The 14138-nt window shown below is 62.9% G+C and carries 6 protein-coding genes, 1 tRNA gene and 1 pseudogene; 4 read left to right on the top strand and 4 right to left on the bottom strand.

Annotation, left to right across the window (positions count from 1 at the left end):
• Positions 1–4: 4 nt before the first annotated feature.
• Positions 5–3160: pseudogene (locus QRN34_RS06620) on the top strand (multidrug efflux RND transporter permease subunit); the annotation flags it as partial.
• A 350-nt stretch (positions 3161–3510) separates the two neighbouring features.
• Here the strand turns inward: QRN34_RS06620 and QRN34_RS06615 are convergent.
• A complete protein-coding gene (locus QRN34_RS06615) occupies positions 3511–4671 on the bottom strand; it encodes an acyl-CoA dehydrogenase family protein (protein WP_285403145.1) in 1161 nt (386 codons plus the stop codon).
• Positions 4672–4847: 176 nt separating this feature from the next.
• On the opposite strand from QRN34_RS06615, the gene QRN34_RS06610 reads away from it, so the two are divergent.
• From QRN34_RS06610 to metH, 3 genes are read left to right on the top strand one after another with little or no spacing between them, the layout of a single operon-like run.
• Entirely contained in the window at positions 4848–5792 is a 945-nt protein-coding gene (locus tag QRN34_RS06610; protein ID WP_285403144.1) for a metalloregulator ArsR/SmtB family transcription factor, read from the top strand.
• Entirely contained in the window at positions 5789–6871 is a 1083-nt protein-coding gene (locus QRN34_RS06605; protein ID WP_285403143.1) for a homocysteine S-methyltransferase family protein, read from the top strand. The genes QRN34_RS06610 and QRN34_RS06605 overlap by 4 nt, the downstream gene beginning before the upstream one ends.
• Entirely contained in the window at positions 6868–9567 is a 2700-nt protein-coding gene (metH, locus tag QRN34_RS06600; protein ID WP_285403142.1) for a methionine synthase, read from the top strand. Before QRN34_RS06605 ends, metH begins: the two co-directional genes overlap by 4 nt.
• A gap of 7 nt (positions 9568–9574) precedes the next feature.
• On the opposite strand, the gene QRN34_RS06595 is transcribed toward metH, so the two are convergent.
• The 3 genes from QRN34_RS06595 to QRN34_RS06585 form a co-directional block, all read right to left on the bottom strand.
• Positions 9575–9907, bottom strand: a complete 333-nt coding sequence (locus QRN34_RS06595) for a lipid-A-disaccharide synthase N-terminal domain-containing protein (RefSeq protein ID WP_285403140.1) — start codon at positions 9905–9907, stop codon at positions 9575–9577.
• Positions 9908–10007: 100 nt separating this feature from the next.
• Positions 10008–10082, bottom strand: a tRNA-Val gene (locus tag QRN34_RS06590).
• A gap of 55 nt (positions 10083–10137) precedes the next feature.
• Positions 10138–14136: a PilC/PilY family type IV pilus protein gene (locus QRN34_RS06585; RefSeq protein WP_285403138.1), complete on the bottom strand. Its 3999-nt coding sequence runs from the start codon at positions 14134–14136 to the stop codon at positions 10138–10140.
• Between the last annotated feature and the right edge of the window lie 2 nt (positions 14137–14138).

The following is a 14138-nucleotide window of genomic DNA, read 5'->3' as shown; positions in this document are numbered from 1 at the left end:
CGTCATGCCGAGTTTCTTCATCGACCGCCCCATCTTCGCGTGGGTGCTGGCGATCCTGATCAGCCTTTGCGGCACGATCTCCCTGCTCAACATGGGTATCGAGTCGTATCCCAACATCGCTCCCCCCCAGGTCACCGTTACGGCGACCTACCCGGGTGCGAGCGCGGATACGACCGAAAAAACCGTGACGCAGGTGATCGAGCAGCAGCTGACGGGTATCGACCACCTGATCTACTTCAGCTCGCAGTCCAGCTCGTCGGGCCAGGCCACGATCACGCTGACCTTCGACACCGGTACCGACCCCGACATCGCTCAGGTGCAGGTGCAGAACAAGGTGTCGCTGGCCACGCCGCGCCTGCCTTCGGAGGTGACCCAGCAGGGCGTCGTGGTGGCGAAGGCCAACCCCGACTTCCTGATGTTCATCGCGCTCACCTCGTCCAACAAGGCGATCGACAGCAACGCGCTCACCGACCTGGTGTCCTCGCGCGTGCTCGACCAGGTGGCGCGTCTGCCCGGTGTGGGTAGCACCCGCCAGCTGGGCGCCGAGTACGGCATGCGCGTTTGGCTCAACCCGGACAAGCTGCGCGGCTACGGCCTCTCCGCCACCGACCTGCGCACCGCCCTGTCGGCGCAGAACGTGCAGTTCGCCGCGGGCTCGCTGGGTACCGACCCGGCCACCAACGGCCAGGGCTTCAGTGCCACGGTGTCCGCCGAAGGCCGCTTCACTTCGGCCGAGGAGTTCTCCAACGTCATCCTGCGTGCCAACAACGACGGCACCGTGGTTCGCCTGAAGGACGTGGCGCGCGTTGAGCTGGGCCCGCAGAACTACGGCTTCGCCACCGAGTACAACGGCATTCCCACCGGTGCCTTCGGTGTGCAGCTGCTGCCCGGCGCCAACGCGCTGGACGTGGCCAACTCCGTCCGTTCCAAGATGGACGAGCTGGCCAAGAGCTTCCCGGACGGCGTGACCTGGTTCGCCCCGTACGAGTCAACCAAGTTCGTGGTGATCTCGATCGAGGAAGTGGCGCACACGCTGGTGGAGGCGATCATCCTCGTCTTCCTGGTGATGCTGATCTTCCTGCAGAACTTCCGCGCCACCATCATCCCCACGCTGGTCATCCCGGTGGCCCTGCTGGGTACGTTCATCGGCCTGGCGCCGCTGGGCTTCACCATCAACCAGCTCACCCTGTTCGGCATGGTGCTGGCCATCGGTATCGTGGTCGACGACGCCATCGTGGTCATCGAGAACGTCGAGCGCATCATGTCGGAGGAGCACCTGCCTCCGAAGGAAGCCACGCGCAAGGCGATGGGCCAGATCACCGGCGCCATCGTGGCGATCACCGTGGTGCTGGCGGCGGTGTTCATCCCGTCCGCGCTGCAGCCGGGCGCCTCGGGCATCATCTACAAGCAGTTCGCGCTGACCATCGCCGTGTCCATGGGCTTCTCGGCGTTCCTCGCCGTGACCTTCACCCCGGCCCTGTGCGCCACCCTGCTCAAGCACGAACCGGAAAAGCGGAAGAACGTCGTCTACCGCAAGTTCAACCAGATGTTCGACTGGACCACGCACAAGTACGGCGGTCATATCGACTCGGCCGTGCGCCATGGTCCACGCTGGATGATCGTGTTCGTGGCCGTCGCCGTACTCACGGGCTTCCTGTATACACGGCTGCCGTCCAGCTTCGTGCCGGACGAGGACCAGGGCTATGCGCTGGCCATCGTGCAGCTGCCGCCGGGCGCCAGCCTGGCCCGCACGCAGAAAGTGCAGGAGCAGATCCGCGGCATCCTGCTGAAGAATCCGGAAGTGGAAGGCGTCTTCCAGATTTCGGGCTTCAGCTTCGTCGGCCAGGGCGAAAACGTGGGCATGGACTTCATCCGCATGAAGGACTGGTCCGATCGCGACATCACCGTGCCCGAGTTCCTGGGCAAGGCCAACGGCCAGATGCAGGGCGTGCGCGATGCCACGGTGTTCGTGGTCAACCTGCCGACCATCCGCGGCCTGTCGCAGTTCGGCGGCGTGGACATGTACCTGCAGGCCCGCTCCGGCCAGGAACGCACCGAGCTGACCCAGGCGCGCAACCAGTTGCTCGGCGCCGCGGCGCAGGACAAGTCGCTGGTGGGCGTGCGTCCCAACACGCTCGAGGATGCTCCGCTGCTGCAGCTGAAGGTCGACCGGACCCAGGCGCAGACCATGGGCCTGTCGGTCAGTGACATCTATACCGCCATCCAGCTCACCCTGGCGCCGGTATACATCAACGACTTCCAGTACGGCGGACGCGTGAAGCGCGTAATGATGCAGGCCGATGCCCCGTACCGCATGGGCACGGATGCGTTCGCGCACATCTTCACGCCGAGCACGCTCGCCGCCTCCAGCGCCAGCGGTTCCACGAGCACCACGTCCACCGTGGCCAGCGCGTCCACCGCCACGGACAGCAGCATGATCCCGCTGTCCACCGTGGTGCATTCGGACTGGACCATGGCCGCCCCGACCCTCACCCGTTACAACGGCTACTCGGCGGTGGAAATCGTGGGCAACAATGCGCCGGGCACGTCCACGGGCCAGGCCATGAGCACGATGGAGAGCATCGTCAACGACAAGCTGGGCAAGGGCTTCGGCTTCGACTGGACCGGCACCTCCTACCAGGAAGTGCTGGCGGGTAACTCGGCCACGGCGCTGATGGTGCTGTCCATCGTCATCGTGTTCCTGTGCCTTGCCGCGCTGTACGAGAGCTGGTCGATCCCGGTGGCGGTGCTGCTGGTGGTGCCGCTGGGCCTGCTGGGCGTGGTGGTGTTCTCCATGCTGCGCGGCCTGCCGAACGACATCTTCTTCAAGATCGGCATGATCACCGTCATCGGCCTGGCCGCGAAGAACGCGATCCTGATCGTGGAATTCGCGGTGGAGCAGCAGCAGGCAGGCAAGACACTGCGCGACAGCGTGGTCGAAGCCGCCCGCCTGCGACTGCGCCCCATCCTGATGACCTCCATGGCCTTCATCCTCGGCGTGCTGCCGCTGGCGATCTCCACGGGTGCGGGTGCCAATTCCCGCCACGCCATCGGTACCGGCGTGATCGGCGGCATGCTGTTCGCCACGATCCTCGGCCTGCTGCTCATCCCGGTGTTCTACACCTCGGTGCGACGCATGCTGGGCGACAAGCTGGACGAGGTGTCGCACAACATGCCGCACGTGGGCCATGACGGCGACCACGATCCGGACGGTGGCGGCCATGACGGCAACGGTGGTGGCAAAGGCCCGAACGGCCCGACCAACCTCCACCCGCACGCCCCCAACGTCGGTGATGTCCGGGCGTTCGACTCGGACCCCCGGCGCGGCACCGACCGACCGTAACCCCCGGTCGATTGCAAACGAAAAAGCCCGGCAATGCCGGGCTTTTTCTTTATCCGCGGATGATCCCGTCGGCTACCTTTCCGTATCGTCCATGCATCCGTGCCGGCCATGCTTCACGTAGGAGCGCACGATGTGCGCGATGTGCGCGATCCGGAAAAACCGAACGCTTACCGCAACCCCGTCTCCGCCCGCGCAATCACCAACCGCTGGATCTCGCTCGTGCCCTCGTAGATCTCGGTGATCTTCGCATCGCGGAAGTATCGCTCCAGCGGCATCTCCTTCGAGTAACCCATGCCGCCATGGATCTGCACGGCCTGGTGGGTGATCCACATCGCCGATTCCGAAGCTACCAGCTTGGCCATCGAGGCCTCGGTGCCGAAGCGGCCACCGTTCTTGTCGGCCTGTGCCTTGGTCCAGGCGGCGCGCAGCGTGAGCAGCAGCGACGTGTCCAGTTTGCACTTCATGTCGGCGATCTTGGACTGGGTCATCTGGAACGTGCCGATGGGCTGGCCGAACGCCTTGCGGTCGCGCGACCACTGCAACGTGGCCTCGTAGGCGGCGCGGGAAATACCCACCGCCTGGGACGCGATGCCGATGCGACCGGCGTCCAGCACGCCCATGGCGATGCCGAAGCCCTTGCCCTCCGCGCCCAGCATGTCTTCCTGCGGGCAGATGTAGTCGTGGAACTCAATCTCGCAGGTGGCCGACGCGCGGATGCCCAGCTTCGGCTCCGTCTTGCCGGCCAGGAAGCCGGGGCGCTGGGTATCGATGACGAAGGCGGACACGCCACGCGCACCCATGCCCGGCGTGGTGACCGCGAACAGCACGATGTAGCGGGCCACGGGGCCGGAGGTGATCCAGCTCTTCTTGCCGTTGATGACCCAGTCGCCCTCGGCGTTCTTCACCGCGCGCGTATGCATGTTGGAAGCGTCGGAGCCCGACTGCGGCTCCGTCAGCGCGTAGGCGCCGATGGCCTCGCCCGACGCGATGGCGCGCACGTACTTCTGCTTCTGTTCTTCCGTGCCGTTCTTCAGGATGCCGTTGCAGAACAGCGAGTTGTTCACCGACATGATCGTGGAGGTGGCGGCGTCGGCCGCGGCAATCTCCACCATGGCCAGCACGTAGGACACCGGGTCCATGCCCGCGCCACCGTATTCCTCCGGCACCTCGATGCCCATCAGGCCCAGCTGGCCCATCTCCTGGATGTTCTCCAGCGGGAACTCCCCCTTGGCGTCCAGTTCGGCCGCAACGGGAACGATGCGCTTCTGGGCGAAGTCGCGGGCAATGGCCTGGATCGACAGCTGGTCGTCGGTAAAGCGAAAATCCATGGGGGTTCCTCGCGCCGGCCTTCACGGGCGGCAGATCGTGGGGGTGGAGGTGGTAATCCGGTCATTCTAACGGTCGTTCGAGCGGTTGCCGCCCTGCACTGCAACATGTGGCCTTGACGCTGGCCGGGTCGGGCCCCATCCTTACGCATCTTTCTATCGCGATATAAGGATGCAGGATGGACCTGTCGACGGCCTCCGCGGTGCTGCGACTCCTGGCCGACCCGACGCGCGTCCGCCTGCTCGCCCTGCTGGACCGCGAGGAACTGACCGTGGCCGAGCTGGCCGCGGTGCTGCACCTGGCCCAGCCACGCGTGTCCACTCACCTGGCCAAGCTGAAGGAAGCCGAGCTGGTGCGGGATCGCCGCGCCGGCGTCTCGGCGTATTACCGGGCCAACGCCGAAGCCGACCCCACCCTGGCCGCCCTGGTCGCGTCGTTGCGCGACACGCTGAGCGACGCCCTGCTCCGCGAGGACGCGGAGCGACTGCCCGCCGTGCTGGCGCAGCGCGCGCGTGCCGAAGGCTGGGCTGATACGGTGGCCGGCGACATGGAGCGCCATTACTCACCCGGGCGCACCTGGGAAACCCTGGCCCGTTCGCTGCTGCAGCTGCTGGCCACCGGCGACGTGTTGGACATCGCCTCCGGCGACGGCGTCACCGCCGAACTGCTGGCCCCGCACGCCCATTCCATCGTGTGCATCGACAGCTCCGACCGCGTGGTGGATGCGGCGCGCCAGCGCCTGAGCACCTTCGGCAACGTGGACGTGCGCACCGGCGACATGCACGCGCTGGACCTGGCCGACGAACGCTTCGACCTGGCCCTGCTGCTGCACGCCCTTACCTATTCGGAACGCCCCGACGCGGTATTCGCGGAGGTAACCCGTGTGCTCAAGCCCGGCGGGCGCGTGCTGGCCTCCACGCTGGGCGAGCACGATCACCGCGCCGTGGTGGAGCCGTTCGACCACCGCAATCTGGGCTTCACCTGCGAATCGCTCACGGCGCTCGCCATGGGTGCCGGCCTGGAAGTGGTCAGTTGCGAGCGCCTGAGCCGCGAGCGCCGCGCGCCGCATTTCGAAGTCATCAGCCTGCTCGCCCGCAAGCCCGATACCCGGAGAACCGCATGAGCGCCCTGCCCTGGCTGCACCCCGATCGCGTCGCCCTGATCCACAAGGGGCTGGCCGAACGCATCATGATCCTGGACGGTGGCATGGGGACCATGCTGCAGGGCCATCGGCTGGACGAAGCGGGCTATCGCGGCGACCGCTTCGCCGGCAGCCTGGACAGCGCGCATACGCACCACCATGACCACCCCGGCGAGTGCGATCTGAAGGGCAACAACGACCTGCTGTTGCTGACCCAGCCCGAGATCATCCGCGGCGTGCACATGGCTTACCTTGAGGCCGGTGCGGACTTCGTCGAGACCAACACGTTCAACGCCACGCGGGTCAGCCAGGCCGATTACCACCTCGAACATCTCGTGCCGGAACTGAACCGCGAAGGCGCCCGCATCGCCCGCGAAGCCTGCGACGCCATGACCGCGCGTACCCCGGACCGGCCGCGCTTCGTCATCGGCGTGCTCGGTCCCACCAGCCGCACGGCGTCCATCTCGCCGGACGTGAACGACCCGGGCTTCCGCAACATCGACTTCGATTCGCTCAAGGCGAACTACGTCGAGGCCGCGCGCGCACTGATCGAAGGCGGCGCCGACACGATCATGGTCGAGACCATCTTCGATACGCTGAATGCGAAAGCCGCGCTGTTCGCCCTGAGCGAACTGTTCGACGAACTGGGTGCCCGCCTGCCCGTGATGATCTCCGGCACCATCACCGATCGTTCCGGCCGCACGCTGTCGGGCCAGACCGCCGAGGCGTTCTTCTATTCGGTGGAGCACATCCAGCCGTTGTCCGTCGGCCTCAATTGCGCGCTGGGCGCGGAGGATCTGCGCCCCCATGTGCAGATGCTCTCGCGCATCGCCGGCAGCGCCATCAGCACGCATCCCAACGCAGGCCTGCCCAACGCCTTCGGTGAATACGACGAAAGCCCCGAAGCCATGGCCGAGACCATCCGCGGCTTTGCCGAGGAAGGCCTGATCAACATCGTGGGCGGCTGTTGCGGCACCACGCCGGCGCATATCGCCGCTATCGCCGCCGCCGTCGCGCCTTACCCGCCACGCCAGACCAGGGACATCGCGCAAGCCGCATGAGCATCCGATACACCCGTCTCTCCGGCCTCGAGCCGCTGGTCCTCACCCCGGACCTGAACTTCATCAATGTCGGTGAACGGACCAACGTCACCGGCTCGGCGCAGTTCCGCAAGCTGATCAAGGAAGGCCGCTACGAAGAAGCGGTGGACGTCGCGCGCCAGCAGGTGGAAAACGGCGCGCAGATCATCGACATCAATATGGACGAGGGCCTGATCGATTCCGAGGCGGCCATGACCCGCTTCGTCAACCTGATCTCGTCAGAGCCCGACATCGCGCGCGTGCCGATCATGGTCGACTCCTCCAAGTGGAGCGTGATCGAGGCCGGCCTGCGCTGCATGCAGGGCAAGGGCATCGTCAACTCCATCTCGATGAAGGAAGGCGAGGCGCCGTTCCTGAAGCAAGCACGCAAGGTGCGCCAGTACGGCGCGGCGGTGGTTGTGATGGCCTTCGACGAGGTGGGTCAGGCCGACACCAAGGAACGCAAGGTGGAGATCTGCTCGCGCGCGTTCGAGTTGCTGGTGAACGAGGTGAACTTCCCGCCGGAAGACATCATCTTCGATCCCAACATCTTCGCGATCGCCACGGGCATCGAGGAACACAACAACTACGCCGTGGACTTCATCGAGGCCACGCGCGAGCTGAAACGGCGGTTCCCGTCGTCGCACATCTCCGGCGGCGTGTCCAACGTGTCGTTCTCGTTCCGCGGCAACAACCCGGTGCGTGAGGCGATCCACTCCGTGTTCCTGTACCACGCCATCGCGGCGGGCATGGACATGGGCATCGTCAATGCCGGCGGTTTGTCCATCTACGACGACCTGCCCGAGGAACTGCGCGAGCGTGTCGAGGACGTGGTGCTCAACCGCCGCGACGACGCTACCGAACGCCTGCTGGAAGTGGCCGACCGCTACAAGGGCGGCAAGGCCGAGGCCGTGGTGGAGACCGCGGCATGGCGCGAGAAACCCGTGATCGAGCGCCTCACGCACGCCCTGGTGCACGGCATCGACCAGTACGTGGTGGAAGACACCGAAGAGGCCCGCCAACTGTCCACGCGTCCGCTCGACGTCATCGAGGGCCCGCTGATGACCGGCATGAACGTGGTCGGCGACCTGTTCGGCGCGGGCAAGATGTTCCTGCCGCAGGTGGTCAAGTCCGCGCGCGTGATGAAACGCGCCGTGGCCCACCTGATTCCCTTCATCGAGGAAGAGAAGAAGATCTCCGGCAACGTCACCAAGAACAACGGCAAGATCATCATGGCGACGGTCAAGGGTGATGTCCACGACATCGGCAAGAACATCGTCGGCGTGGTGCTCCAGTGCAACAACTTCGAGGTGATCGATCTCGGCGTGATGGTGCCGACGCAGAAGATCCTCGACGTGGCCCGCGCCGAGAACGCCGACATCATCGGCCTGTCCGGCCTGATCACGCCGTCGCTGGAAGAGATGAGCCAGGTGGCACGCGAGATGCAGCGGCAGAATTTCCACGTGCCGCTGATGATCGGCGGTGCGACCACCTCGCGCGCACATACGGCGCTGCGCATCGAGCCGCACTACACGTCGCCCACGGTGTGGGTGAAGGACGCCTCGCGCGCCGTCGGCGTGGCGCAGTCCCTGGTCAGCAAGGACCTGGTCGACGACTTCATGCTGAAGGTGCGCGCGGAGTATGCCGAGGTGCGCGAGCGCCACAAGGGCCGTGGCACCGGCAAGCAGCTGGTGCCGCTGACCAAGGCACGGGCGCAGCGTTACCAGGGCGACTGGGCCGCGTATACGCCGCCCGAGCCAAGGCAACCCGGCATCACCGTGTTCGACGACTACGACCTGGCGGAACTGCGCCGCTACATCGACTGGTCGCCCTTCTTCAACGCCTGGGAACTGGCCGGAAAATTCCCGGCGATCCTCACCGACGAGGTGGTCGGCACGCAGGCCTCGGAACTGTATACCGACGCGCAGGCCATGCTGGACCGGTTGATCGCCGAAAAATGGCTGACCGCCAAGGGCGTGATCGGCTTCTGGCCCGCGGCCCAGGTGGGCGACAGCATCGAGGTGTACGCCGAGCCCGGCACGGGCAAGCGCAAGCCGATGGCCGTGCTGCACCACCTGCGCCAGCAGGTGGACAAGCCCGTGGAGCGGCCGGACTTCTGCCTGGCCGACTTCATCGCACCCAAGGACAGCGGCGTGCAGGACTGGGTGGGCGGCTTCGCGGTCACCGCCGGCATCGGCATCGATGAGCACGTGGCGCGCTTCGAAGCAGACCACGATGATTATTCGTCGATCCTGCTCAAGGCCCTGGCCGACCGCCTGGCCGAGGCGTTCGCCGAGCGCCTGCACGAGCGGGTCCGCAAGGAGTTCTGGGGCTACCAGCCGCAGGAGTCGCTGGACAACGATTCGCTGATCGCCGAGGCCTATCGCGGCATCCGCCCTGCGCCGGGCTATCCCGCCTGCCCCGAGCACAGCGAGAAGCGCACCCTGTTCGACCTGCTCGATGCCACCACGCACACCACGGTGCAGCTCACCGACAACTTCGCCATGTACCCCACGGCGGCGGTGTCCGGCTGGTACTTCTCGCACCCGGACAGCCAGTATTTCGTCGTGGGCCGCATGACCCGCGAACAGGTGGACGACTATGCCCGCCGCAAGGGCTGGGAGCGGACCGAAGCCGAGCGCTGGCTGGCGCCCTACCTGGACTACGACCCGGACTGAGCCGGGATCAGGTGTCTTCCGGACCGCCCGGCTTGACCGCTTCCTTCGCGTTGCGCTGCTTCAGGTGCGCGAACACGTTGTAGAACGAGACCAGCATCGGGAAAGCGGTCTGGATGATCCCGACCGAATCGTTCTTGCCCCAGATGAAATACGCCAGCGTGAGGACGCTGCCGCAGACCGAGAGGTACCAGAAGGACATCGGCACGGTTACCTGCTTGTTCTTCTTCGTGGCATAGAACTGCACGAACCAGCGCGCGGTGAACAGGATGGTGCCCAGGAGGCCGATCAGCTTCCAGGGTGTCAGGGTGAGCATGTAAAGGTCGGCGAGCGCTTGGTGCATGGCGGTATCCGGGGGCGGCGACCGGCGCATTGTACCGGCGGGGAGCGGAGGGGTGACCAAAAGAAAACCCGGCGCTAGGCCGGGTTTTCAGGGTATCGAGTGGTGGGCGGTACAAGGATCGAACTTGTGACACCTGCCGTGTGAAGGCAGTGCTCTACCGCTGAGCTAACCGCCCATCGAGCGGGGCATTTTACGAGACACCCTGCCCCTCGTCAATCCTCTCCACCGACCTAATTCAGGATCTCTCGCCAGTTGGTTCGGGTCACGCCGTTGATCGCACTGCCGCTTTGAATATTCGCTGTGGCCGGCAAGCCCGAGGTCTGGCCGTAGAGGAGCACGAACTGTCCCGTGGGGAGCTGTACCGCCTGAAGATTCGTAATGGCGCTGTCAGTCGTTATAGACGGCATCGGCTTACCGTCAGTGCCCAGCAAGTTACTCTGCCCGGAGGCAAACGTCGATGAGTAGACCGAACCCTTGAGCGAACACGGATCGCTAGTAGGGATCAATGTGCCCCAGTTGATGGCAAAGATACCCGCTACGGCATCCGGATCGACAACAATTCGCTCCGTCGCGCCACCCGTGCCGGCCGCACTTCCCGTCAGGTCATACACCCAACCGCTACTTGCGTCCTGAAGGTTCAGATTGGTAGTCAGATCGTTCTTCGCCAGCGTCGCGCGCGTCAACGGCAACCCCGTCGTGCGTGGTGCGGAACCCGAACCGTCGCGCAATGCGTACATCGATTGCACCTGCGTATCGGTGAGGTCGCTCGTATCGAGGAACTTTCCGGTACCCACGAACACCCAGCGACGCGTATCGAGGCCCGATGCCGAGAAGTCGGTTTCAATGCGCGGCGCCGTAGTGATGGGCTGCGCGACACCGGCGCTATCCTTGAGCGTGGCAAGAACAACCGGCGCAGGATAGCTACCGTCTCCGCTCATGGAAAGATCGAAACGCCATACATTACCCTGCAGATCGCCTGCATAGACCTGCTCGATAGTGTTGTCAGAGATGTCCTGTGTGAACGCAGAGGGTCTGGCCAGCCCGATCGGGGAGGTGGTACTACCGATCGCCGTGTTCATCGTTTCCAGCAACTGACCCGTCTTTGCGTTGATTATGAAAAGATAACCCTTGCCATCTGCGTTGTTATAACCCGACGTCACCAACACCACCCAACCGTACTTGCGTGTCTTCACCACCAGGGGCCGCGCATAGGTATAGCCAAGATTGGGATCGGTGAACTCCCAAAGCACCTTGCTCTTTATATCGTCCATCGACGGGGCAGTATTACCGATAACTGAGGGCACCTGCGTTACATCGAGAGCGTACAAACCCTTGCCACCCTTGCCCACACCACCGACGAGCAGCGTGTGCCAGTCCGGTGTGGTTCCGCGGGCGCCTTGCTTGGCCGGGGCAGTGGAAGTCCAGGCAAAGTCGACGTCGGCTACCTGCGGCGTCTGATCGACATAAAAGTGGTGGGAATAAGAGTTGGCCGTCACACCTTTCAGATTGCTGAGCGCGGCAAGTCCGTCGACATCAGCATTGCTCGGACCGTTAAACAGAAAGGAGGGCACATACACCCAAAGCTCCTGCCCGCCGCCACCAAACGTGACACCTGTAGGCGTTGACGAAAAATCCGCGGCGAATGCATGCATCATGCCGTCGTTGGCGCCCACATAGGTAACCGGCGCACGATTACTGACCGATGCGACGAAGGCTCGATAACCAGGGTTGGACGAATCGACATACTGATTGCTCAGCGCCGCCTGCACCAACGTCGCCTGCGAGTTGACGATGTCACCGAGAAGACCGCTGCGAACTCGGAACTTTGTCCCTTCATTGCTGCGGTCACCGCGAAGATAGTCGAGAAGGCTTGAGTCGTTACGCAAGGCTGTCTTCTGACCATTCGACAAATCGTTCCAAGTGAAGGAGATGCCTGCGCCAGCCTTCATCGTCGCAATACGGCGAAGATCACGCCACCCTTTCACCGTACCGTCCGAACTCACGTAGCTCGCCATTAGCAAAAGCTGGCCTGCAGCACTCCACTGGTTGCCATTGGCAACCGGTGAAACATTGGCTCCAACGGCAGCGGAAGCGACGTAACCATTGACGTCGCCCGTCCAGACGCCGGGCAAGTAGCTGGTGTTGTAGGTAGGAAAGCCCGCCTGCGGCGAATTGTAAGGCGCCGTATTGGCGGCGACATTGGAAAGTACACGAGTAGGCGAAACGCTCGGGCCTGCGGCGCTCAGCGACTTTGTCGAAGAAACATTACTGAAGATCGACGCCAAGCCGGCCACGATGAGGTCCGGCCGATTACCGATAAAATAGTTGTCAGGGCGTAGATCCTTGGCTTTCTGAGTCGACGTATTGGTGTGCCAAGTTAAAAAATTTGCAGGCCGCCCGTCGCCGTTGATGTCGTTGAAACCACCGTATTTGGCAGCGAGCCAGTACATGTTGGGGCCGTGATTACCTGCAGCACTAGCTACGTTGAAAATCTCATAATTTGTCGCGCCGGAATACGTATTAGGCTCCATAACGTCAACCACGTATGTGTCGACCGTCTGCTTACCGGTAAACGTGCCATCGGTGCGAATATCCTGCGTATGTGCGAAGTACGCCAGGCCCGCCATGTTATAGGTGGAATCAGTACCGGCACCCGGCTCGGCGATCGATGCCAGTGCCGTGGTTCCTTGCAACTGAGCCATAGTCGTGCTGGCTGCCGTATTCGTGGACGGGTCTGCCTCGAGAAGCGGCAGGTTCCCGAGTGCATTGACATACTTCCCGGCGTCAGCTCCGCTGACCACAGGAAGCGTAGTGCGATTGACGGTACCGCAAGTGCCGCTATTACCGATGGCGCCTGTAGAGGTAGGAACACCCGAATCACAATGGGTGTGGGAGTCGCCGATCATCAGGATCGCATTACTCTGGCACGTATATGCCATGGGATCGTTCGTATCCCATACTCCGCTTGCATCTGGCCGACCTTTGAAAACGGGAAACGTCGTATCAAGCGAGTTCGTCGAAGTGACGTAAGAGGTATAGGCATCGGCCAAAGGCACATGCATATAGTATGCGAGCGTAGCCCAATACAAATCGGCAATGGTGTCATATCGCTCGTAGTTATTCGTGTTACCGAACTTATTGAGATAATTGATGACGCCAGAATCTGTAGGTGCCGAGCCCGATGCTGTCAAACCTTCCGTGGACGCGGGGTTAGTATAAAATACCCCATTGACCGAACTCCATTCCGCCTTGGCATTAACCTGCCGAGCACCATTTCCGTTGTAAGTCGTAGGCCCGTTATCGTGCAGTAACGCGCGAATCGCACCGTTTGGATAGTCCGCATTGGTCGACGTGAATTTGTAAGCATATGCTGAAGCACCCACGCGGATACGCTCAAAATTCTGCTGAATAAGGCCCTCTGGCTTGTAATTGCTGCCGTAGGCCTTGCAGTTGGCCTCTAGAAGCGTCGGCACGCAAACCTTCACCTGCGCGTTGAAGACCTTCTGCTTCGTGGCATCCTTCTGTGAAAAGTCAGAAGCGGTCGACACTATGAACTGTGTTCCTTGATTGTAAGAACGAATATACAGCGTCGATTGCCCACTGAGGTCCGAATCACCTACCACTGTCGACGGAGAAACGTTGGATTTGGCGTTGAGCTGACGATCAGGAAAGTTACCCGTACTGCTTTGACTACCCAGCTTTGAGCGCACAAGTACCGTCGTGTCGACGGTATCTAATGAACGCGCACCACCCGTCAGGGCCTGACGAAACTCGTCCAGGGACGTCATCAGAGACCAGTTGAGCATGTTGCCGCTCCAGTATCCCGTACAATCCGAGGCCACTTTTACAGGCGTGAAGTAACCATTCACACTATCGTATGAATAGCACTTTGCATTGTCGAAGTAGCCGAGGTACCGCATGGCAGTGTAATAGCAAATGCCGCCACCGTTGCAGCTGGTGATGGACTGCACCACGCCATTGCTGTCGGTGTAGACGTAGGGGATGCCCTGCGCATCCTTGTAAGCCGCGACGACGGCAGTCGGATATTCGACTGACAAGGCGAGCATTAGATTCGCCGGCACGTTGGATGCGCTGTACAAGGGCATATCGGACAGGGTAGTGCCGCTGGACGTCGCGGCCGAAGCAATGCCACCAAGCAGAGTCACGAAGAAGAGGACTGGCACAAGCAAAAGGCGAATATCGGAGATGAATCGCTTCGAGGTATGCATAG

This window comes from Luteibacter sp. ME-Dv--P-043b, from assembly GCF_030209605.1.
Classification (GTDB): Bacteria; Pseudomonadota; Gammaproteobacteria; order Xanthomonadales; family Rhodanobacteraceae; genus Luteibacter.
Note: the sequence above shows the minus strand (reverse complement) of the source record. Positions and strands in the feature narration are given on the sequence as shown.